The sequence below is a fragment of the Streptomyces graminilatus genome (genome assembly GCF_001418565.1).
GTDB classification, from domain to species: Bacteria; Actinomycetota; Actinomycetes; order Streptomycetales; family Streptomycetaceae; genus Streptomyces; species Streptomyces graminilatus.
The window spans coordinates 14,419-34,685 of record NZ_LIQQ01000027.1 but is presented as its reverse complement, the minus strand read 5'-3'; the positions used below and the strand labels follow the sequence as shown (position 1 = coordinate 34,685).

Genomic DNA, 20,267 nt, shown 5'->3' with positions numbered 1-20,267 from the left:
CCCATGAATACCTCATGTCAGTAGCTCGTGTAGCGAGGAATAAGGGAAACTGATACGGACGGCGTTCCGCTGCCTGCGACGAGATCGGCTTGAACGGTCGATTTGCCAGGGGGCACCGACCAGAGAGACGGGTTGGGTGACAGTAGGGAGAAATAATTCGTTCCCTCGTCGTCCTTTACGGTCTTGTATCCGGGGCGGCAGTCCACGGTGAGCGTCCGATGACTCAAAAGGGCATCCACCCCGCTCAGCCGGGCGGGAATTCCCCAACTTGTACCGTCGGGTCCGGTGAACTCGAAACTCTTCAGAGGGCCGGTGAGAGTCCAAATCGGCCAGGCTTCGATGTCGCCGGGATTGGTTAGCTGTATGGTCCCTGCCGTGACGGTTGAATGTCCGAGCGTGAGTGGGAAGAAAGGGTTGCCGAGGAATGCCTGAGGAGCCCCGAAGGCCCAACGGTCAGAGAATTCCTTGTCCCCGTAGAACCACGGGTCGACGGCATTCAACTGGATTCCGTACGAGATCCATCGGAAACCAGCGGAGTCTACGGACTCGTTACCCTCCATGCCGCCTGCGTAGTAGCACTGAAGGTGTCGAGAAACTCCGTCAGACTCGACGAAGGTCAGCACGCAGTACCCGAGCTTGGGATTCAGTGCATTTGCCAGCTTGCGCTTGAACGAGCGCAGTGTCTTGCGGTCGATGCCGTAGACGAAGAGCGGCAAGAGGATCTGCCTGGTTGCCGCCCTGGCTCCTCGAAACATCGAGCCATCGAGGTTCGGGGAGTCGTCGGTGTGCAGCTCAAAGGGAGGCATATCGAGGCCGGTGGCCCCGGGCTGGAGCATGATGGCCGGCCACGAGGCGGACAGGAAGCCGGTCAGGGGGATTTCCTCCCCCTGACCGTTGGCTCCCTTGATCGACACATAGGTGTTCTGCCAGTCCTCCGGAACTGGGACACTCGGATTTCGTGCGAATGCCCCGTTTACCGGAACTAGTGGCCTTGCGGGAATCGGCATTTAGTACTCCTGTCGATTACATGGCGGCCATCACCTCTGCGTACTTCATCGCCCGAAGGACCGCCTGAGTAGTGTTCTCAGACTTGGCTTCGTGAATGTGGATCTCGTAGCGAGGGCCCATCATTTCTGCCGTCTGCCGGGCGTTATGGACTCGTTCACCGCCATTGAAATTGACCAACTCAGGACCTCTTTCGCCCACGAGAGCCATTCCGGGAGAAGCTGAGAGGGTACCGGTGTAGTAGCCCTTCACCTTGCTCACCTTTTTAGTCTTCGTGGTCTTACCGCCCACAGTCCTTTCGGTCGTGGTGGTCGTGGTTCCCTTTGTCGGATCAGTGACTGTGGTGGTAACAGTCGTCACCTTTCGGCCCTTGGAATCTGTCGAATAGGTCGTAGTAACCCTGGTCGTCTTCTTCTTGCTGGTGGACCCGCCGCCCTTGACAGCCTGCGATTCCCCAGTGAGCCAGGTGAGCAGAGATGCCAGACCCGAGGAAACTGGAGTCTTCGAGTTGAAGTGCAGCTTCTTCTTGAGGGTCTTCGTGATCTCGTCCGCCAGGCCCTCGATCTGCTTCTTCAGCTTGTTGTCCTTGGCGGTCAGGCCATCGACAAGGCTGTGAGCGGCCTTCTTCCCAGCGGAGTAGTACGAGCCCGCAACGGACTTCCCGAGGGAATCCGAGGCAGTACCGATGGCCGCGTACGTCTTGTTCAGGTCACCGACCTGAACGGACGTCGCGTTCAGCAGTTCCTTCGCCATGGCGCCGCCCTCTTCGGGGCCAGCCTGGGCGATATCGGAAATGATGAACTTCGAGAAGCCTCGCTTCACCAGCGCACTGACGTTGGCCTGGAACGTCTTGATGTTCGCCAGACGGGACTTGAGCCCGCTGAGAGCCGAAGAGACGGAGACACCATCCGAGTTGAAGACGCCGACCAGCGAGCGTTGTTCCTTGGCCTGGCCCGAGATCGACGATGCCATTTCGGCTTCGTCCCTCTTGACCGCGGCCAGCTTGGTGTTCGCGTCCTTCAGCTTCGGCGCCAGGTCCGCGCGCTGCTGCACGAGCGTCTGGAGCTGCTTGTTCTCCTTGTCCAGCCACTTGTTCAGGGGGTTCGCAGTGCCCGAGCCGATACGGCCCGAGGTGAACGCCTGCGTGATGATCTCGTAGAGCTTCTTCACCGCAGAGTTGAGCGAGGACACGCCCTTCTCGGCGTCAGCAGCAACACCCGTGGTGCGCTTGGCCCCGGTACCGGAGGCGTAGCCCTTGAGCACCTTGACCGTGGCGAGCATGCTGTCCCGGTTGTTCAGGACGGTCTCACCGCCGCTGAACCGTACGAGTTCCGGACCCTCCTCGCCGACCCACGCCCAACCACGTTCGGCGCCGCTGGTGCCCGAGGCGTAACCCTTCGTCCCTGACAGGGCCTTGGACCAGTTGGCGCCGTAGCGGTGCATGGCGTAGTTGAGGCCGGCATAGATGCTGGCCATGGGGTCGGTGATGCCCCGCGACGCGTAGGGGCCGGCATAGGCCGCGAACGTCTGAGGAATCGTCTGCATCAGGCCCTGGCTCGGGTAACCGGCCTTGGCGTTGCTGTCCCAATTGTTGATGGCCTTGGGGTTGCCGCCCGACTCCACCTGAATGCGGTGAAGTACCAGGTTCGCGTACGACTGGGGAAGCCCGAGCTGGGCAAGGGCTCTCTTGACCTGAGGCGTCCAGCGAGTCACAGCGTCCCCGGTAGGGGCGGGTGTACTCATCTGTCCGTCGACCAAGGCAGAGATGTCCGGCTTCTTCGAGGACAGTCCGGAGCCCGAGAAATCAAAAAGCCCTTCCGTGTTGGGAAGGGCTTCCTTGGCGGTCGAGTAGGTATCTGATAGGACTTGACTGGCGTAGTCGAGTGGGCTGTTTACGATCTCTCTGAGGCCCTTGACCATGTCGACCATGCCGCCGTACTCGGCGGAGACAAGATCCCAGACACCCCCCACGGCTCCTGAGACAGTCCCGACCGGATCAGTGACCAGATCAGAGCCGACGTCCCAAATGCTCTTTACTGAGTCCCAGACGCCCCCGAAAAGATTTTCGACGAATCCCTTCAGTGTCTTCATCGAGAACATGTCGTCGAGGAAGTCTGTTCCTCTTTCGAGGACGTTTCCACGCCCCTTCCACACGTCATCCCAGAAATACTGGCCGCTGATCGGGGCGAGGGCACCACCGAGAATTCCGACGATCTGACCGATGCCGCTGGGCATCTTCTTCAGGAATTTCCACGAATCCTTCGTGACGAAGTCGAAGATTCCGGTGAACTTCTCTGACAGGTCCGTGCCGACGAACTTCGAGGCGTTGGTACCAGATCCGACGACGCCCTCTTGCGCGGTCCCGCCGATTGACTTCGAGGTGCTGTCCATCCGCATCGTCGCGAACGACGAGAGGATGTCCGGGCTGAGATCCCGGAACTTCATGAGGTCGATCAGCTTGTCCAGGCCGAGCTTCCCGACGACACCACCCTTGGCGAACTTCCTGGTCAGCTTGCCTCTGACGGCCATGCTGTTCCAGAAATTGATTCGTTCAGGGCCGAGAGCATGAGTGACCTCGGGACGAAGAACCGCCTCACCCGGAGACAGGACGGCCGGGATGTTGTCGACGCCGGGCGCGTAGCCCGGCATGACGCCACCCTTGGCGTGCTTCTTGGGGTTCTTGGGCTTCTTGCTACTGCCGCCCTTGTGGTTGTCGACGTTGTCGAGCGCGAGGTTGAGGGCAACCGCCTTGTCGTTGGTCTTCGACAGAGCATCCTTGAGGTGGTTGACCTCCTTCGTGACACTCCCCAGCGTCTTGCCGTTGAGCGTCTTGACCTCACCCGTGAGGGTCGACGCCTTCTTGTACGCCTTGTCTGCTGCGTCCTCGACGTCCTTGAACTGGCCCTTCAGGCTCTTCAGGCTCTTGCCGTTCAGCGTCTTGGCCGCTGAAGTCGCCTTGCCTGTAGCAGAGGTGAGGGCGTTGGCCCTGGAGACGCTGCCGGTGACCTGGTCCTTCAGGGCCTTCAGCTTCTCGTTGTTCAGGTTGCGAACTGCCCTTGCAGCCTTGCCAGTTGCCTTCTCGGCCTTCGCCGCGGCGGCCTGGACGCTGGTGTCCTTGCCAGCCGCTTCCTTCGCGAGCTTCGACAGGTCCTGTCGGTTGAGTTCAGCGATCTTGCGCTTCAGCTGGTCGGCCGCCTGCTTGGCCTTCTTCATCTGCTCGTCGTACTGAGAGATGTTGAGGCGAAGCGTTTCCTCTTGGCTGTTCCTGCCTCGAACGCGATCTACGGTCCGCTGGCCGAGGCTCCGGGTGTCACCGTTGTTGTAGACACCGCGCTGGGCACGGTAGCCGTTGAGGAAGCCGTTTCCCTGAGATGCCGACTGGACGCCTCGCGCCACCTGGCCCACGATCTTGCCGCCACCGACCAGACCTGAGACGACGCCCTTGCCCAGGGAGACCAGCGGAGAGAAGAGCTTGATCAGCTTGCCGAAAATCTTCGCCGTGGCACCGAAGGCGAGAGCCAGCGGAGCTACGACAGCAGCGAGCTTGCCGAACTCCTTGACTGCCTCGACGACTTCGGGGTGCTTCTCCAGCTCGTCAGCGAACTCCTTGATCCAGTCAACGGCTGTGGACAGGCCCTCGACGGTGCCCTTCATGATCTGAGGGACAGCGCCGTTGCCGTTCTCGCCCATGAGGTCGGAGCCGATGCCGGCGACCTTGTTGAGCAGACCCCCACGCCACTCGTTCCGGACTGTGCCGTCCTTGCCCTTGACCTGGACGCGCTTGCCCATGATCGCCTGGCCGAGGCCCGTGTACTCCAGCTCACCCGTCTTCGGGTTGAAGGACTGGAACATCTTGCGAAGGCCCTGCTGGCTGGCTTCCTTCATGTTCGAGATGCGGCTACCGAACGTCGCTGTACCGAGCAGCTCGGCGGAGCCCTTAATGCTCTTGTCCGGCTTGCCGCCGGGTACCGCCTTGTCGCCGTTCCAGTAGGCCAGCAGGTTCTTGACCATGTCCTGACCGCGCACACCGCCCGTGGTCTTGGCGTTGGCCATGACGCGCAGCATCTGACCGGAGGCCGGGAAGACGTCGCCGGCCTTCGCCTGGAACCCAGGGTTGACGCCCCTGAACTTGTCTACTTCCTTTTGGGTGTACTGCCCGTCCTTGAAGCCCAGGAGCTGAGCAAGTTCCTGCACCGGCATGTTGATCGCGTACTCAAGCTGCTTCATGTCGCGCAGCGAGACGCGGTCGGCATCCATCAGCTTTTCCATCGCGTAGTAGCCGCGCTGGACCATGGACGAGTCGGTGATACCACCTCGCGCTGCGAGGTCACCGATCATCTGAACAATGCTCTGCGCTTCGTGAGAGACCTCGGCGGAGCCCCTGGCCTGACGGGTCGGATCGGCGCTGGTGAAGTCCTTGTTGTGGGCGCCGGCCGCACGGGCGATCCGCGTGCCGTACGTGAGCATGTCGCCGATCGAGTACGGCGTGTGAAGGCCGTACGTCGTCAGGTTGTTCATGAGGTCGTTGGCGTCCTTCAACGCCAGTCCCATGTTCTTCAGCGACGTCTGGGTGTTCTGGAAGTTGTCGGCCGCCTTGAGGCCCCAGACGGTCAGCGCAGTGCCAGCGGCGGCCATCGGCGTGACGACACCCGTCATGAGCGTTCGCCCCAGCTCAGAGGCGTTCGTTCCGACGTTCTCTATTCGAGTGCCGACCTTCTTGAAGTCAGACGCCACGGTGGCGGTGCTTCGCCTCGTGAGGGTGGAGAGCTGAGCAAGGCCCGAACGAGCACTGGCCAGTTGCAATGCGGCGGTCCGACCGGAGGCGGACTGAATCGCCAACTCGCCTTCGAGACGGGCGCGTTCCCGCATCTTCTCCAACTGCATCTGCTGAAGGAGCTGACTCTTCACCTGCTCGAATGTCCGAGTGGAGGCGAGCTGAGCCTTCTTGGCCGCGGCCGTCTTCTCGGTCGCCTCGACCTGAGCACCTCGAATGGCCGCCTGCTGGGCCTGACGCTGGGCAGCAGCAACCTTGCGGATCTCGGCCTGTTCCAGCTCAGCCCAGCGCTTCGTCTCGGCGATCTGGGTGAGGGTGAGCTTCTTCTTTCCGGCCTGCATGGTGGCGATCTGGGCCGTGAAGGCGTTGGCAACGTCCTGCCCGTACTTGATCTCAAGATCACGGGCGGCCAGGGCTATCCGCTCCTTGCGCCGTGCCGCAGCTTCCTTGGCGGCCGTCTTGCGCTTCTCACTCGCAAGCTCGGCCTTCTCGACCTCGGCGAGGGCCTGGAGGAGAACGGCGGACTCGGTCTGCGAGAGCTTCTTTCGTGCCTTGATGCCGTCGGCGATGATGGCCAGGCGCGCCTTTGCCTGGGCCCCGTACTTCTTCGTGACCCACTCTTCGAGCTGGACCTGAAGGCGGGCGTACGCCTTCGTGACGTCCGACTGCCGCTTGTAGGTGACCCTTACGGCTTCCTCGAACTTGGCGAGTTGCCGGGCAAGTTGGTCCTGGTCCATCTGAGGGTTGATCTCGATGTACGCGTTGCCGACCTTGATGCCCTGCGGTGTCGTGGTCATCTCGCCCCCTAGAGCTTGCTCATTTGGGCGAAGAAGCCCGCAACCTCCTCACCGGAGGAGTAGTCGAATTCCGGCTCTTCGGTGTCTTCGTACTCGACACCGGGCCGGTGAATTGGGTCAGGCGGAGTGAGCGAGCTACTGTCCTCGGAATTTGCCTTCAAGAACAGGAAGTTGCTCATCTCCAGCGCGTCAGAGATACGCGCGAGCAGATAGTCAGAGGCGGCCCATTCGGCGGACTCGTCTAGAACGGCCGCAAGGCTGGACCGGCCATGCCGGCGCCCGAGTGACTTCACGAGTACCGCGATACGCCGGAGAGAGAGCCGTCCACGCCACAGGTCGAGGAGATCGATCCCGAAGAACTCAAGTAGATCGGCTTCAAGTTCTTCGGGATGCTCCCGCACAGTTCGGACGGCCAACATCAGTTTCCCGGCGTACCGTTGACCTTCTCAGAGAACTCCTGGAAGTCACGGATGGACGGCTTGGTGGCCAGGTACTTGGGCCACTGGACCTCGCCCAGGATCAGGCGCACGATTTCCACTTCGTTCTCCGCGTAGACGACTTCGAGGGGGAAGTCGAGCGGAGCGGGAATGGTGTACTCAGCGCCCTTGTGCTCGATCACGCGAGGCTCCTCGGTGGCCTCGGACTCGGCAGCGGCCACGTTCTCAGCAGACATAGGTAACTCCAATGAAAATAAAGGGGGTTGAGGGTGAGAGAGGCCGGATATTTAGCCCTCTCCGGCAGAGGGGTGATCATTTGCATCTACGCCAACGGAGGCAGATACTGGATGTAGAGCGCCTGAGCGACTAAGGCGTGCCGCCCCGAATCGGAAGGGAGACGGCATGACGAACTACAACGACCCAAGGTCGATAGAGGAGATGGCCCAGAAGAATCGCGAATTGGCCGATCGTCGGCAGGAAGCGCTAGATGCCAAACGGCGGCGAGGGGAAAAGCCATCTGAGTGGGAAGAAAGGGATATCAGGCGACTTCGGGAGCAAGCGGCGAGTGACGAAGAGGTAGCGCAGAGAATGCGCTACGGCCCTTCCGCGACACACGAAAACCAAAGTTCCATGAACAATCAGGCTAAAAGGTGGGGCTCTGAATTCGACACGCGGTGAGGACTCAGTCGCTAGAGCTGGGCCCTCACCGGCAGGGGTGAGGATCAGGAACCGTCGTCCACGTTGGAGTCGTCGGTGAGCATGTAGCCCAAGGCGCCCTGGTGATCCAGCGCCTCAAAGGTCAGCTCGAACTCCTGGTTCGCGGTCCGCTGGAGGGTGATCGCGCCTCGATCCGAGACCATGGCGCGCGGGATCACGCAGCGGTAGTTCCTGCCCTTGTCCTGCCAGTCGACGACGACCGACAGTTCGGTCAGCTCGGGGGAGCTGGAGAGGTCCAGCTTCCAGAGTTCGGCCGTGCCCTGCTGGACCCAGGTGGCGCCGAAGAACGCCTCTGTGGTGATCTTCGAGACCTCGGAGAAGGTTGCCTTGATGCTGAACGAGGCGTCCTTGACGTTGTAGAGGACCGGTACCGCGGCCTGCCAGACGTTCACGGGGTCCGTGTTGATCTGCGGCGTGATGGTGACGCCGCTCTCGTTGACGTAGCCGAAGCTCTTATAGCCGGACGGGGCGGTCGTGCCCCCGTCGCCGACGGTGGTCGGGAGGGTAGTACCGCCGCCACCAGTCGGGGCCGGCGCGACGAACAGGGCGCCATTTGGCGCGAACCGAATTTTGGATGCGTCATTGGCCATGCATGCTCCTTGAAGAGGGGAAAACAAAAACGGCCCCCGTAGGGGCCGTCAGGCCGAGCAATTAAGCTCGGTGGGGTTGTCAGGATTCGACGTAGAAAATGCAGACCTCGCCCCCGTACACGTCCTCAAGAGAGGTTTCGTCGGGGATGTATCGAGGTGAGGAGACTTCCATTACGTCGAGAATCTGGACACCGTTGATCACCTTGCCGGGTAGATCCTCAAGGAGAAATTCACGGGTCAGGTATGCCAGGCCGGCGGCTGAGGCGCGGTCCTTGTGGTAGGCGTCGTACCAGATTTCGGCCTTGTCCATCGCGTCGCGGACCACGCGATATCCGCCGCTGTGCAAGATGTAGAGGGTGGTGTCGCCGGGCTCTCGGCCGACCATCGTGCCTGTAGGTGCGTCGGCCGGAATACCTGGGCAATTCCTCAGGTAGTCGACGACCACGGGTATCGGGTCAACCTTCATTCAATACGCTGCCTCTCCAGTACGCCCTTTATGTAAAAGCGGCCTGCATGGCGTTTGCCGTCACGAGTGCGATATCCGCGCTCTTGCAGCATGGCGTGTCGAGCCTTGGGATTTTCCTCAATCGTCACGTAACCGATCCAGCCGGATACGTTCTTCTCCACGTTGGCGTGGATATTTTTCTTGATCGAGTATTCGTCGGTGAACTTGTGAGGGCCTCGGGGAGCTGCCTTGATGATTTCAGCGGCAATCTTCGCTGCGTGATATGCGGCCAACTCCCGGTATTTACCGCCGTGTTGGATCTCTTGCAGCATGAAGCCGACGTCCGTTTCGAAAAGGACGCCATCCCGGATTGACTTCGTCCAGCGTCTACCGCGCTTCGGCTCGGAGATGGGGCGCTTGGTCACTTCGTCACCCGCTTCGCGTAGAGCTGCGTGTACTGTCGTGAGCCGAGCCGCCAGGGCCACGGCTCGCCGTCCGACTCCCACCACTCATCGCGGATCAAGAGCCGATCGGCTGAGTCGAAGGCGACGGCTCCGGGGAGGTAGACCGTGATGCGTGTGCGGCTCGTCTCCCGGACAGCAGGCTCCGGTTTGTATGAGCGCCGGTAAGGGAGAGCAGCCCCTACGCCTTGCCAGACCTTCATGGCCTGGTCCCAGTCGCGGTGTTGGCCGTAGGGGTCTTTCACCAGCGGAGCCCGGTGGATCTCGATGGGGTCGTTGAACAGGGCCATGTGACCTCCGGGGTTAGAAGGGGGTCACGGGGCGCCACAGGTCGAGGCTTCGAGCCTGCTTCCTGAAGCGCTTGAGGCTGTCCTTAGCGGACTGGGAGAGACCTGGATGGTTTGCCGTCTGGGCGTACTGGACTTCGAGTTCGCCCGTCTTCTCCAGAACCGTTCCGGGCGAGACAGCGAGCCACCGAATGACTTCGGAGCAGATGACTTGCTTGATCACAGACGGAGGCGCCGGCCACCCCCACGAACCAGTGAGGGTGACCGTGCCGACCGTGCTGCCGTAGCGCAGGAAGAGGACGCGTCCCACGAGCTTCCAGTCCTCGGCCGCCAGCTCGTAGCCGTCGAGTTCGACGGCCGAGATAATCAGGCCGGGGAGGTAGCGTCGTGGGATCTCGATGTCGCTGCCCGAGATGGGGAGCGTGAACGTCTCGTCCTGGTGCTGCGCGAAGTCGTTCTGGCACCAGTCGAGTACCAGGGCGGTGGCGTCTTCGATGAACGCCGCGACCCTCGCAGTCTCAGCCGCGTCCGCAAGAGGACGGCCCAGGCGGGCAGTTACGTCACCTGCGGTAGCGAGGATCACGGGGTCGGCGCAACCTCGGTGATGCTGATCTTCAAACCACGGACGAACTTCTCGCCGATGGCCGTGCCTCGGACGCTGAAGTCGGGGTCCTCCTTGACGGTCGCGAGACCGTACATGGTGTCCAGACCGATGGTGTCGGCCTTCTTCCCGAAGTCGTAGTCGATGAGCATGCGGGTGGCGATGCCGCTGATGTCCTGCGTGGAACCGTTGACGGCACCCATCGGGATCGCGGGGCACGCGGAGACCAGCAGGAGAGCGCTCCGGTGGAAGAGGTACATCTCCAGGCTGAAGCTGTTGTGGATCACGATGTCGAAGCCGTAGATGCGGCCCACGACGGCCCGGCGCAGGGCGTTCGTGTCGCCGGAATAGTCGACGGCCAAGAATTCGGGGTCTTTGAGAAGGATCGCCTCGACCTCGGGGCCGGCGATCAGGAACCGCTCGCTCTGGGGGACGTCGGCGATGTTCAGCGCCATGCGGGCGTCGACCAGCGCGGAACGGATGCCGAGAGCGCGCTGAGTCATGTTCGCTGCGGTGCCGTCCGCCTGGGGAATCGTTACTGCAACATCGCCACCGATGGCGTTCTTCTGGCCGGTGGTCAGACCGGACCGAGTGACGTTCGCCTTGATGAACGCCGCAGTGGTGTCGTCGAAGTACTCGGCGAAGCCTCGGGTCAACTTCGAGAGGACCTGAGAGCCGAACTGCCTGAGGTCGAACGCAACCTGCTCCATGCTGAGGGTCGAAGCGTTCTGCGCCAGGGTGGTCAACTGAACCGGAAACCGCGACTCGTTGATGAAGCCGTTCGGCGCCTTACGGTCGGCGCTCGGAAGCGGCCGGTCGGAGGCCGCGGCGAAGACGTTCTTGTCGCCGGTGATGGGGTTGGTGATCGGCGAAGAGATGCCCTGAGAAACGACAGGGATACCACGCGACTGGCGATTGACGTTGATTACGTCACCGAGTCCGCCAGTGAAGTTGAGTTCCGAGTATCGGGCCGGAATGCCGCCGAGAGTGAGCTGTCGGTCGAGTAGACCGAGAGCTGCGATCGTGACCTGCTTGGGGTCGAGATTAAAGTGGTGCGTGGTAAGCGCCAAAGGGGCCTCCAGAGGGCATAAAGAAGCCCCCCGCGAGGGGGTCTTTATGCGCACTGTGAGGCTGTGCTAAAAAACCCCTCTAGCAGAGGGCCAAGCGAAAGAGAGACTTAGATAAACGACCCGTTCGCGATGATGTCCGCGAGTTCGTTCGGGTCCATAGTGGAAATGTCGTTGCCGCCTGCCTGGTGATGTCCGGCCCCCATGAGCTGAGGGAACTCCGGATTGGCAGTGGGCTTCGGGAGAGACGAGATGAACGACTTGACCTTGTCTCCGTCAGCACGGCCGTTCTCCCCAAGGAATCGGTTCAGGTCGAGGAACTCGGTGGACACGGTGACGCCGGCAGTCGCGGCCTGAGCACGGATCTCTGCCGCAACCAGCGAGGTACCGACCTCGGAGAGCGCAGCCGTACGGGCCTCGGCCTTTGCGGCCTCGATGGCCTTCTCCTGCTCGGTCATCTGCGCCTGTCGGAACGTGTCCAGCTCTGTGGACGCCTCGTTCCACCGCTTCTCGTTCGTGCGGGAAAGGGCCTTCCACTTGTCCACTTCTGCCTGAAGGGACTCGACGGTGGGCGCCGGGGCGTTGTCCGGCTTCTGGTCGTCGGGGCCCTTGGGGTTCTGCTCGTCGGTCATGGTGATTCCATTTCGGATGGACACGCCATTTCGGCGGGTCGTTACTTGGTTTCGTGGAGCTTGCGGTTCACGTTGCCCGCATTGCCCTGAGGCGGCTTAGCGCCGCTCGGCGTAGCTTCTGGCTGTTGAGGTCCGAGATTCTGAACCTCTGCCGCTGCCTTCGCGTCTTCCTTACGCATTTCGCGGAAAGTTTCGATCTGGGCAGCGGAGTAACCCGCGTCAGACCAAAGCTGCTCCTCCGGAACGTTGAGCAGCTTCAGCTTGAGCAGGGCGTCAATGTGCTGGGCTTCCGTTCTGTACTCGGGGTCCTTCCATACGGTCTCCATGCCGTATGCGAGTCGGCGCTTATCGCGCTTGACCGCGAAACACAGTCGGATAACCCGCTCCCATGCTTCACCGAAATGAAGCATTCTCTCTTTAACCTTGGCCACGAGACCGGCCTCAGCAGAGATCAGGGACTCGCCCGAGGGGGCGGAGCCGCTGTTGACGAGGAAGTAGTGATGGGGCGTTCGGCTGACCGCGCCCATGTGCTGAAGGAGGAGGGAGACCAGCGAGGCGTAGTTGCTGAGGTCAGCGGGGGAGAAGGACCCGAACTTGGCTCCGGGGTCCTCGGCCTGGAGCAACTTGTCCACCGCGACCTGGAACGGCTCTATGGGGTTGCCGTGCTCGTCCTCCTGGATTTCCAGGCCCGTGACCCAGCGCTGGGGGAAGGCCGCGAACTCGGACGCGGTGAGCGCGTCCATGAGCGTCTTGTTGATCGCGTCCTGGATCGGGATGACGTTCTTGAGTTCGGAGTACGGGTCACCAACGAGCCGAACCCTGTTGGCGAACGGGACCACCGGCACCACACCGAGCGGGTTGGGGGCTGCTGTGCCCTTCTCCCAGTCGGTCTCACCGACAGGGATCTCGTAGACGTACCGCTCCGTCCACAGCGTGGCTATCTGCCGGCCCCATGAGTCCAGGTAGAAGCGGGCCGCGGCTTCCAGCTCCGTCAGTGAGCCGGCCTTGTACTGCACGGCCATCTGCTCGCCCGAGACGGGAGTGATGGTCGGATCGCCGTTGCGGTCTGCCCACACGAGCACGTACGAGACGCCTTGGATCAGCGCGTCCAGATGGACGCTGTTGGAGAAGGCATCCATGCTGGAGCGCTGCCAGAACTCGCGAGAGTCCTTGTCCGTGCCGGGGAAGTCAGGGAGACGGAAGCAGTCGACATGCAGACGCTCATTCGTCGAATCGACGATCATCCCGCAAAAGTTGTCTCGCCACTGCTCGAAGACATCGGCAAAGGCGGACTTGAATCGCGCCTGGGAGAAAGCTAGCTTCTGTTGCTCTCCCTCGTAGTACCGCGAATAGATCCGGGCGGGCGAGTTGGGGGCTGGCAGCTTCCCGTACAGGTACTGCAACCACTCCTTCGGAGTGGAAGGCGGAGACATGGCGGTATAGCCATTGGGCGGTACGATCATGCATTACCTCACTTAGAATCCGACGACGCGCCGCCTCCTCTGCTTGAGTCGTCCGTCAGCAATCGCGTCCGCACGAGCCTCGAATGCCAGCACCGCACAAACCGCCAAGTCGATCTTCTTTTTCGAACGGGGAGAGTCTTTGGTGATCAGGATTCCCTGAGGGACTTCACGCGTCACCGCATTGAGAATGTGCCGGGTGAGGCCTTCATTTCCGTCGTGCTTCAGGTCTTGGACCATAGACGCGGTGCGGAACCTCTCAACGGCTTGGACCATGCGCGTAGGTTTGTTGGTCCAGAATTCGAATACATAGTCATCGCCGTATTCCAGCGCCCAACGTCCTAGATTCTCCTGCCAATAGGGAGGGTCGCCGTAGAACCACTCGACTCGGTACGTCTTGAAAGCCGTATGCACGGCGGCCTCGACCGCCAGGACATCGACTTCCCAATCAGGTTGCTTCGGGTCTCTCGGGTTTTCCCACAGTCCGAGGACGAAGAACTTTCCGTCCCTGAGTCGGCACCCGACGAGGCCCGTCGCGTCACCGCGGATCGAGCCGTCGAATCCGATGGCTATCTGATCGCCGGGCTTGATGGGGTCCTGGTCGTCCTGGCAGGCCAGCCACTCGGTACGGCTCATCCAGCCGTCGGAGGACTCGGCGATCCTGTTGCAGAAGAACCGCAGGTAGGTGCTGTCAGGCGTGGTGCGGTCGTGGAGGATCGTGCGTGTCAGACCGTCGATGTCGGCCCAGGTCGCATCCCCGTACGCCTGCTTGAGCGCGGCTCGGACCTTGGCTTCGACCCGCAGCTCGTCATGCTCGATGTCGCCCTCAAGGCAGTCGTACAGCCAGAATCCCCGGCGGACCATGTCCGACTCGTGGATTTGCTGAGCGACCGAATCCTCATTCGGGTTGTACGCGTTGGTCGTAGTGACCCATCGAGAACCGGCAGAGGCGGTCTTCTCGATGTTTCGCTTGATGACCTGGTAGAAGTCAGGGCCACCATTCGAACCGACCCAGTGATGAACCTCGTCCATCAGGGCAAAGGTCGGACGGTTGCCTTCGTTCGTTCTTCCCGCAGTCGCCTTCGGCTTGATCGTGCCGGGCTTACCGCTTTTGAACTGGATCACGGACTTGCCGATGTCCAGACCGAATTCCTTCTCGGCTGGAGACTCCGAGAGCATTCCTCGGATCATCTCTAGCGTCTGGTCGGTCTGGTCCAGTGCCGTGGCGCCGATCTGCACCGTGGGCAGCGGGACCCGTTTGGCTACGGGGAGGCCATAAGCGTTGAAGTGTGAGAATCGGCAAGGGCCGATGAATTCGACGATGGCGAGAGCAGCCAACAAGGGTGTCTTGCCCCAGCCCTTGGCTCTCCGCAGAGTGCCGGCGCTGTAGCGCCAACTGCCATCCGGGTTGATGGCGTAGAACCACAAAACGAAGCGAAGCTGTTCTCTGGTGAATCGCCAAGATTCACCTGCTCGTTCGCCATCAGGCTGGACGATGTATTTCTGTGCCCAGCGGATGATTTCGTACCCGAGCGTTTCGTTCGGTGCCGGAACCCCTGCGGGCAGATTTCCTGTCTGCAAGGGCGGTCACCTCTATTCGCTTAGGAGTCGGTACAGCTCCTCATCCATGTCTGTGGTCGATGCGACGGCTGTGGCATCCTCGCCTGCGGTCTCGTCCTGGCCCTGGTTGTCGTCGAAGGACATGCGGAGACGCGCTCTGTCCTCGGTGGTGGCGCCCCACTTGGCGACGCGTTGGCGGATCTCACCGGCCAACTTCAGATCGCCTTGGAACAGGGCGTCCACGAGCTTGGTCGTGATCTCCAGCTCGGCCCAGTCGGTCTCTGCCCACTTTCCGGCCTGCGGTGACGTCGCCCAGGTCTTCCAGAAACGGCGGGCTCCCGCACTCTTGATCCCGAGGCCGGCGGGAAGTGCTCGGCCCTCGGTGGCGGTGCTGCTGAGCTGCTGAGCGTGTTCGTGCTTGTTGCGCCGGACCGCGTTGTCCTTCGGTCGTGGTCCGCGAGTCACAGCCTCACCTGACTCAGTTCGACACCCCAGATGTCCGCGAGGTCTTCCAGCTCGAAGAGCGCGTCCTGACGCCAGCCGCGTCGCTCCTGTGCCTTGCTCGGCCTCGGTGCCTTGGGCGCCGGCGGCGTGCAGAAGGTGTAGGGGCAGTCATCGCAGTGGCCGTTGCAGGCGCTCATGCGTTCTCCGTTCGTGAATGAATGAATGAATCGAGCCCGCCCCCGGAGTCGTGGGGGCGGGCTCGATCGCGTCCGGTGTCAGACCCGGATAGCCGTGATCTTCAGCTCGGCGTTGTCTACGTCGACCAGGAGGTCATCGCCGTAGTCGTTGGGGTTGAAGGGGCCGCATGCCTTGGTGTCTCCGGCCGAGACACTCACGGTCCGGGGGGTGACGCTGAAGCCGTCGACCGTGCGAGCAAGGTGGAAGGACACGGTGCGGGCCACCGTCGAGCCGGTGTTCTCGACCAGTAGCACTACCCGGCCGTTGTTCTCGACGGTGTGCTTGTTGATGGCGTCACCGGTCGTGGGATTGGGAAGCAGAACGCCGGACCGGTTCACGCCGGTTACGGGGATTACGCCTCGCGCCATAGGGCCTCCTAGGAAGGGATGATCTTGAAGGTTCCAGGGAGGGACCTGTCACTACTTCTCGCTGTAGGTCTTGCGCTTGTGGCACGGCTTGCACAGCACCCAGAGGTTGTCTGGCTCCCATGAGCCCCCTCGGGCCACCGGGACTATGTGGTCGACTTCGAGCTGCTCTCTGGCTCCACAGAGCTGGCAGCGGAAGCGGTCGCGCGTCAGGACCCGCGCCCTACGCTTGGACCAGTCGGCCGGCCTGCTGGCGTTGCGGGCTGAAACCCGGTCCCAGCTCCTCCGCACCTGGTGATCTGCGCAGCGGCCATCGCGGACCGTGGTAGAGAGACACCCAGTACGAAGGCAGATGCTCTTTGCTCTGGGCATGTCCCTCCTTCAATGGCTTTGGGCCCCGGCCGGTTGCTGGTCTGGCGGCCGGGGCCGCTCCTGGGCGCACTCCGCGGAGACGGATCTCAACGAGGGGGTCAACAGGAGACGTGGTGACGGTTCAGTCATCGGATGTTCACGTTTGAGAGGAAGCGGTTACGGGTACGAGCCACCCACCTTTTGAAAGGGGTTGCGATTACGGTTTGCCCCCAAAGAGGCAAACCCTCATGACGCCTTGACTGGATTCGAACAGTCTTTCGAAAAATATCTCTGAGCTGTTCATTCGCTCGCTCCACTCGCTCTCTCACTAAAGACGTCGGTGACAAAGGGTGGAACTGCTGACACTCGGAGGCCGGCTTGAGACGGACGTCACACACTCAACTTCTGCAACCCGATCACCCCTGGTCAGGCCCAGCAAGACACTTGAAACGGTGACGAGTTGGAAGTATCTTCAGACTTGATCGCTGCGCCATGCGATGACCTCCAGCGTGATGAGGACCGCCCTTCATGACCAAGCTGCCGGATAACCCCGCGCTGCTGAAGCTCTACAGAAACGGCAAGTCCGATAAGGAAATTGCCGCAATGTTTGACGTTTCTTTCCAGGCCGTGAATAAGCGGCTCAGGGAAATGGGTATTTGGCGGGCTCCGTTCAAGGCTCAGGCGCAGGACATACTTGAACATGTGTGGCCTAAAGCTGAGACTCAGCGAACCAAATTCATGCGCCTTAATCGTGCGCGGGACCTTTTCTATTTTCTGCGCCGTCGGCTTGGCGATAAGGCGCTTACGGAATTGGAGATGAGAGGGTCTGAGCGCTTTGAGGCCCTGATCCGTGAAGGTGACGTGGTCCTTGCCTTGATGCCGAACGCGCCCGAGGGTCCGTGGGTGCTGGAACCCCGGCTCGACTCGGACGGGCGCATGGTCATCCGCTGGCCCGAGGGACGCCCGCCTCTAGCGGACGAGAAGCACCGCGCCGCACTGGATCTCCCTCTGAAGCCCTGGGGGGAGAGCTAGGCGCTTCGCGCTACGCGGCTAGATTGGTATACACCTCCCCGCCAATGTGGCGCGGGGAGGTTTTTTGCGTCTCACGCGTCGGGCTGCCTGCCGGTAGGGCTGCGACTTTACTTACCCGTGATCATTACTCTAAGTATTCGTCAACCGGCTTAACTATTCTGCTCGATGGCGCTCTGTCCGATTGGTCCCATCCATATCGTTTTGGTTTCAAATAGTGACCACAACAACCCGTTACTGGTCGGTGGGTCGAACCTGAGGGCCCCTCACCTGCGAAAATGGGGGTGTTAACCGATCTCTAACCTTGCTACGTTGATTCACAGGAGCAACACACCTGCTCCTCGTTTGTGAACGTGCATTGGCCCTTCGGGGTGGGGACTCGGGGGAGTGCTATGGCTGTTGAGCTGGGGATTGAGGACTCGGGAGCGGTTCCGAAGGTGGTCCTGGGAGGCCATGCTCATCACCTGCGAGACAAGGAAGATGTGCCACACGAGCACTGGCTTCCAGACCTGTACGGACTCAGGCGGGGCAGCACTCTCAGTGAACTCCTTGCATCTGTTGAGAGGGAGCTTCAACTGCGTGCCGAACTGCATGACTTGATCAATCGAAGCACTCGGATGCAGTGCACGGAGGATGACGAAACCTGGGGGCTCTTGATCATCAGCACCCGTGCCCACCCCCCCAAGCAGCCGCAGGAGGGTGTCGAGTACGTAGACCTGATCGCCTCCGACCAGGTGGACAGCGAGGGTCACGTCCGAGCGCTCGCCCTTGAGGCGGACCTGAGAGCGAGGTCGTTCATGGAGCTGGAGCGTGAGAGCTTCGGTCATCCGCACGCCTGGATCGAAGGCAGCAATTCATTCAAGATCGTTCGCTACGCGAAGGTGGTATCTGCTTGAGTATTGAGACTCAGCCCCGGTCGGTCAGTCAGACCGAGCAGTACGAGAAGTGTGGATGGAGGTTCTACCTTCAGCGCGTAGAGCGTGTGACGCCGAGCCCGGCGGCTTGGTCCATCCATGGCAGGGCTTTCCACTCGGCTGCCGAAGCGTACGAGAAGTCCGATCGGACTATGAGCGCAGAGGAAGCCGTGGTGATCTTCTCGGACGAGTACGAGGCCGAGACGAACAAGGCTCTTGACGAGGAGAGCAACACCGACCGCTGGCTGTCCGCTGGCCGCTACAGCGGCGGCGAGGACATCGAGCGCCGTTACGCCCTGGGGCAGAAGCAGACGGCTTACTACGTCGAGTGGGCGAAGGAGAAGGGCCCGGTCATCTGGAAGACGCCTGATGGAGTGCCAGCGCTTGAGCTGTACTTCATGGTGGAGCTGGGCGGCGTGCAGGTCCGCGGGTACATAGACCAGCTCGTCACGGTGAAGGATGCCGTGCGGCCTCGGGACCTCAAGACCGGCTCCATGAAGTCGAAGTTCCAGTTGCAGACGTACGGCATCGCCGTGCGGGAGTTGTACGGCGTCGAGGTGAACGATGCTGACTGGTACCTCGCCAAGGACGGACGACTTTCCCGGCCGGTGAAGCTGGACCAGGTGAGCGCTGACGAGCTAGGCGAGCGGTACGCGGCGATGGACGCGGGCGTGAAGGCCGGCTCCTTCCCCGCCCGGCCTGGCTACGACTGCCGTTTCTGCGATGTGGCGCACGCGTGCTCGTTTTTTTCTGCCAAAAGTTGAGTGGGTGACCACGAGGAGGGGTGCACATGTACTCGTTGATTCAGAGTGAACAGGCCAGAGGCGAGGCCGGTGAGCCGATCCCGTCACCGTTTTTGGGCCTCCGAAAGCTCGAAGTGGAGTTCCGGCGGGGCGAACTGTCACTCGTCGCGGCAGGGCCGGGGACGGGCAAGAGCATCTTTGCCGTGAACCTGGCGCTGTACGGCAATATGCCGGTGCTGTACTTCAGTGCCGACTCCAACGCGGCTACGCAGCTGACTCGGGCCACGGCGATCATCACCGGGCAGAACGTGAGGGACATCAAGCGGAAGCTGGTGCAGGACGAGTTCGGGGAGTACTACGCCGATCTCGGGAAGCGCTGGTGGATTCGGTGGAACTTCGAGGCCAGGCCGACGCCTGGGGACATCGAACGCAACCTCGCTTGCTACTTCGAGGTGTTCGGCATGAACCCTCACCTCATCGTGGTGGACAACATCACGAACGTGGATGGCGGTGCGGTGGGTGATGCGGAGGCGTTCACCTTCGGGTTGGAGCAGATGTGCGAGTACCTGTCGGAGATGGCTCGGGACACCAACGCCCATGTGCTCGGGCTCCATCACGTCGTCGGCGAGTTCTCTGACGGTCTCCAGCCAATCCCCCTGTCGGGGGTGAAGGGCAAGATCGGCCGTGTGCCGAGCGTCATCCTGACCATCCACAAGGAAATCGACGGCATGGACGGGCGCATCTTGCACATCTCCGACGTGAAGAACCGGGAAGGGTTCGAGGACAGCAGCGGCCAGACGTTCAGCAGCTACGACTTCAACAACGCGAACATGCGCCTGACGGACATCTCCTCTGAGTTCTAGGTCACACATTTCCACCACCAAAAAAGTTGAGTCGGTGACGGTGCTGATCTATGTTGAAAGTAAGGGAAGGGGGGCGATGAGTTCGACCGCCAGGGCCAATAAGGACAAAGGCTACCGCTGGGAGAAGCAGGGCCTTGACCACCTCCGGGAGACATTCCCGGACATCGACCCGGAAGAGATCCAGAGGCACGGGACCTTGTACGGGGTGAATGATCGCGGAGACATCACCCTCATCCCGATGGCGTTCTTCTTCGAAATGAAGAACGTCCAGAAGTTCGACCTCGCCCAATTCATGCGTGAGCTGAAGCGAGAGCTAGAGCACAATCCCCACGCATCGAACGGGGCGGTCATCATCAAGGCCCGCTTCAAGAGCGTAGGGGAAGCGTATTCGGTAATGCCGTTCGACCAGCTTCTCAAGCTGGTCCGCGAGAACTATGACCTGAAGCGCCTCCTTCAAGAGGAGCGCAGAATGCGAAAGGCCGGATGAT

23 protein-coding genes are annotated in these 20,267 nt (G+C 61.4%); 6 read left to right on the top strand and 17 right to left on the bottom strand.

Annotated elements, in window-relative coordinates:
* Nucleotides 1-17: 17 nt before the first annotated feature.
* Genes AOK08_RS03290 through AOK08_RS03260 form a run of 4 tightly spaced genes read right to left on the bottom strand, consistent with a single transcriptional unit; the run spans nt 18 to nt 7,249 of the window.
* On the bottom strand, nt 18-1,007 hold the full coding sequence (locus AOK08_RS03290; RefSeq protein WP_055523445.1) for a phage tail domain-containing protein: 990 nt from the start codon (nt 1,005-1,007) through the stop codon (nt 18-20).
* A gap of 16 nt (nt 1,008-1,023) precedes the next feature.
* A complete protein-coding gene (locus AOK08_RS46335) occupies nt 1,024-6,576 on the bottom strand; it encodes a transglycosylase SLT domain-containing protein (RefSeq protein WP_198539095.1) in 5,553 nt (1,850 codons plus the stop codon).
* 8 nt (nt 6,577-6,584) lie between these two features.
* Nucleotides 6,585-6,977: a hypothetical protein gene (locus AOK08_RS03265; protein ID WP_241826805.1), complete on the bottom strand. Its 393-nt coding sequence runs from the start codon at nt 6,975-6,977 to the stop codon at nt 6,585-6,587.
* A gap of 17 nt (nt 6,978-6,994) precedes the next feature.
* Nucleotides 6,995-7,249, bottom strand: a complete 255-nt coding sequence (locus tag AOK08_RS03260; protein ID WP_055523443.1) for a hypothetical protein — start codon at nt 7,247-7,249, stop codon at nt 6,995-6,997.
* Between the two features lie 166 nt (nt 7,250-7,415).
* On the opposite strand from AOK08_RS03260, the gene AOK08_RS45465 reads away from it, so the two are divergent.
* Entirely contained in the window at nt 7,416-7,691 is a 276-nt protein-coding gene (locus tag AOK08_RS45465; protein ID WP_157876540.1) for a hypothetical protein, read from the top strand.
* A 44-nt stretch (nt 7,692-7,735) separates the two neighbouring features.
* Here AOK08_RS45465 and AOK08_RS03255 read toward each other — a convergent pair whose 3' ends face one another.
* The 13 genes from AOK08_RS03255 to AOK08_RS48805 all read right to left on the bottom strand — a co-directional run bounded on the left by AOK08_RS03255 (nt 7,736) and on the right by AOK08_RS48805 (nt 16,251).
* Entirely contained in the window at nt 7,736-8,320 is a 585-nt protein-coding gene (locus AOK08_RS03255) for a phage tail tube protein (RefSeq protein WP_241826804.1), read from the bottom strand.
* A 79-nt stretch (nt 8,321-8,399) separates the two neighbouring features.
* Nucleotides 8,400-8,786, bottom strand: coding sequence for a hypothetical protein (locus AOK08_RS03250; RefSeq protein ID WP_157876539.1), 387 nt, complete (start codon nt 8,784-8,786; stop codon nt 8,400-8,402).
* Nucleotides 8,783-9,190 carry a hypothetical protein gene (locus tag AOK08_RS42655; RefSeq protein ID WP_241826803.1) on the bottom strand — a complete coding sequence of 136 codons (408 nt, stop codon included), beginning with the start codon at nt 9,188-9,190 and terminating at the stop codon, nt 8,783-8,785. The genes AOK08_RS03250 and AOK08_RS42655 overlap by 4 nt, the downstream gene beginning before the upstream one ends.
* Nucleotides 9,187-9,516 (bottom strand): hypothetical protein, encoded by a 330-nt coding sequence (locus AOK08_RS03245; protein ID WP_055523439.1) that lies wholly within the window; start codon nt 9,514-9,516, stop codon nt 9,187-9,189. Before AOK08_RS03245 ends, AOK08_RS42655 begins: the two co-directional genes overlap by 4 nt.
* A 13-nt stretch (nt 9,517-9,529) precedes the next feature.
* Complete coding sequence (locus tag AOK08_RS03240; RefSeq protein ID WP_241826802.1) at nt 9,530-10,096, bottom strand: hypothetical protein; 567 nt, start codon at nt 10,094-10,096, stop codon at nt 9,530-9,532.
* Nucleotides 10,093-11,184, bottom strand: a complete 1,092-nt coding sequence (locus AOK08_RS03235; RefSeq protein WP_055523438.1) for a hypothetical protein — start codon at nt 11,182-11,184, stop codon at nt 10,093-10,095. Before AOK08_RS03235 ends, AOK08_RS03240 begins: the two co-directional genes overlap by 4 nt.
* Nucleotides 11,185-11,291: 107 nt before the next feature.
* Nucleotides 11,292-11,813, bottom strand: a complete 522-nt coding sequence (locus AOK08_RS03230) for a hypothetical protein (protein WP_055523436.1) — start codon at nt 11,811-11,813, stop codon at nt 11,292-11,294.
* A 41-nt stretch (nt 11,814-11,854) separates the two neighbouring features.
* Nucleotides 11,855-13,276 (bottom strand): phage portal protein, encoded by a 1,422-nt coding sequence (locus AOK08_RS42650; RefSeq protein ID WP_079053791.1) that lies wholly within the window; start codon nt 13,274-13,276, stop codon nt 11,855-11,857.
* A gap of 12 nt (nt 13,277-13,288) precedes the next feature.
* Nucleotides 13,289-14,854, bottom strand: a complete 1,566-nt coding sequence (locus tag AOK08_RS44395; RefSeq protein WP_241826801.1) for a terminase large subunit — start codon at nt 14,852-14,854, stop codon at nt 13,289-13,291.
* A gap of 12 nt (nt 14,855-14,866) precedes the next feature.
* The gene (locus AOK08_RS03215) at nt 14,867-15,298 is read right to left on the bottom strand and encodes a phage terminase small subunit (protein WP_055523434.1); all 432 of its coding nucleotides are present in this window, start codon (nt 15,296-15,298) and stop codon (nt 14,867-14,869) included.
* Entirely contained in the window at nt 15,295-15,474 is a 180-nt protein-coding gene (locus tag AOK08_RS03210) for a hypothetical protein (protein WP_055523433.1), read from the bottom strand. Before AOK08_RS03210 ends, AOK08_RS03215 begins: the two co-directional genes overlap by 4 nt.
* A 78-nt stretch (nt 15,475-15,552) precedes the next feature.
* The gene (locus AOK08_RS03205) at nt 15,553-15,882 is read right to left on the bottom strand and encodes a hypothetical protein (protein WP_055523431.1); all 330 of its coding nucleotides are present in this window, start codon (nt 15,880-15,882) and stop codon (nt 15,553-15,555) included.
* Nucleotides 15,883-15,933: 51 nt separating this feature from the next.
* On the bottom strand, nt 15,934-16,251 hold the full coding sequence (locus AOK08_RS48805) for an HNH endonuclease (protein ID WP_079053790.1): 318 nt from the start codon (nt 16,249-16,251) through the stop codon (nt 15,934-15,936).
* Nucleotides 16,252-16,758: 507 nt separating this feature from the next.
* On the opposite strand from AOK08_RS48805, the gene AOK08_RS03200 reads away from it, so the two are divergent.
* The 5 genes from AOK08_RS03200 (at nt 16,759) to AOK08_RS03180 (ending at nt 20,266) form a co-directional block, all read left to right on the top strand.
* Nucleotides 16,759-17,262 carry a hypothetical protein gene (locus AOK08_RS03200; RefSeq protein ID WP_055523430.1) on the top strand — a complete coding sequence of 168 codons (504 nt, stop codon included), beginning with the start codon at nt 16,759-16,761 and terminating at the stop codon, nt 17,260-17,262.
* A gap of 389 nt (nt 17,263-17,651) precedes the next feature.
* On the top strand, nt 17,652-18,155 hold the full coding sequence (locus AOK08_RS45460; RefSeq protein ID WP_157876538.1) for a hypothetical protein: 504 nt from the start codon (nt 17,652-17,654) through the stop codon (nt 18,153-18,155).
* On the top strand, nt 18,152-18,937 hold the full coding sequence (locus tag AOK08_RS03190; protein ID WP_063793996.1) for a RecB family exonuclease: 786 nt from the start codon (nt 18,152-18,154) through the stop codon (nt 18,935-18,937). The genes AOK08_RS45460 and AOK08_RS03190 overlap by 4 nt, the downstream gene beginning before the upstream one ends.
* 26 nt (nt 18,938-18,963) lie before the next feature.
* Entirely contained in the window at nt 18,964-19,779 is an 816-nt protein-coding gene (locus AOK08_RS03185) for an AAA family ATPase (protein ID WP_055523427.1), read from the top strand.
* 34 nt (nt 19,780-19,813) lie between these two features.
* Nucleotides 19,814-20,266 (top strand): hypothetical protein, encoded by a 453-nt coding sequence (locus AOK08_RS03180; RefSeq protein WP_241826800.1) that lies wholly within the window; start codon nt 19,814-19,816, stop codon nt 20,264-20,266.
* The last annotated feature ends 1 nt before the right edge of the window (nt 20,267 follow it).

Excerpts from the sequence above, each read along its gene's own strand:
- AOK08_RS03255 (WP_241826804.1), bottom strand. The coding sequence starts at position 8,320 with ATGGCCAATGACGCATCCAAAATTCGGTTCGCGCCAAATGGCGCCCTG.
- AOK08_RS03230 (WP_055523436.1), bottom strand. The coding sequence starts at position 11,813 with ATGACCGACGAGCAGAACCCCAAGGGCCCCGACGACCAGAAGCCGGAC.
- AOK08_RS03260 (WP_055523443.1), bottom strand. The coding sequence starts at position 7,249 with ATGTCTGCTGAGAACGTGGCCGCTGCCGAGTCCGAGGCCACCGAGGAG.
- AOK08_RS45465 (WP_157876540.1), top strand. The coding sequence starts at position 7,416 with ATGACGAACTACAACGACCCAAGGTCGATAGAGGAGATGGCCCAGAAG.
- AOK08_RS03200 (WP_055523430.1), top strand. The coding sequence starts at position 16,759 with ATGACCAAGCTGCCGGATAACCCCGCGCTGCTGAAGCTCTACAGAAAC.
- AOK08_RS45460 (WP_157876538.1), top strand. The coding sequence starts at position 17,652 with ATGGCTGTTGAGCTGGGGATTGAGGACTCGGGAGCGGTTCCGAAGGTG.
- AOK08_RS46335 (WP_198539095.1), bottom strand. The coding sequence starts at position 6,576 with ATGACCACGACACCGCAGGGCATCAAGGTCGGCAACGCGTACATCGAG.
- AOK08_RS48805 (WP_079053790.1), bottom strand. The coding sequence starts at position 16,251 with ATGCCCAGAGCAAAGAGCATCTGCCTTCGTACTGGGTGTCTCTCTACC.
- AOK08_RS03205 (WP_055523431.1), bottom strand. The coding sequence starts at position 15,882 with ATGGCGCGAGGCGTAATCCCCGTAACCGGCGTGAACCGGTCCGGCGTT.
- AOK08_RS03290 (WP_055523445.1), bottom strand. The coding sequence starts at position 1,007 with ATGCCGATTCCCGCAAGGCCACTAGTTCCGGTAAACGGGGCATTCGCA.
- AOK08_RS03185 (WP_055523427.1), top strand. The coding sequence starts at position 18,964 with ATGTACTCGTTGATTCAGAGTGAACAGGCCAGAGGCGAGGCCGGTGAG.
- AOK08_RS03250 (WP_157876539.1), bottom strand. The coding sequence starts at position 8,786 with ATGAAGGTTGACCCGATACCCGTGGTCGTCGACTACCTGAGGAATTGC.
- AOK08_RS03245 (WP_055523439.1), bottom strand. The coding sequence starts at position 9,516 with ATGGCCCTGTTCAACGACCCCATCGAGATCCACCGGGCTCCGCTGGTG.
- AOK08_RS03210 (WP_055523433.1), bottom strand. The coding sequence starts at position 15,474 with ATGAGCGCCTGCAACGGCCACTGCGATGACTGCCCCTACACCTTCTGC.
- AOK08_RS42650 (WP_079053791.1), bottom strand. The coding sequence starts at position 13,276 with ATGATCGTACCGCCCAATGGCTATACCGCCATGTCTCCGCCTTCCACT.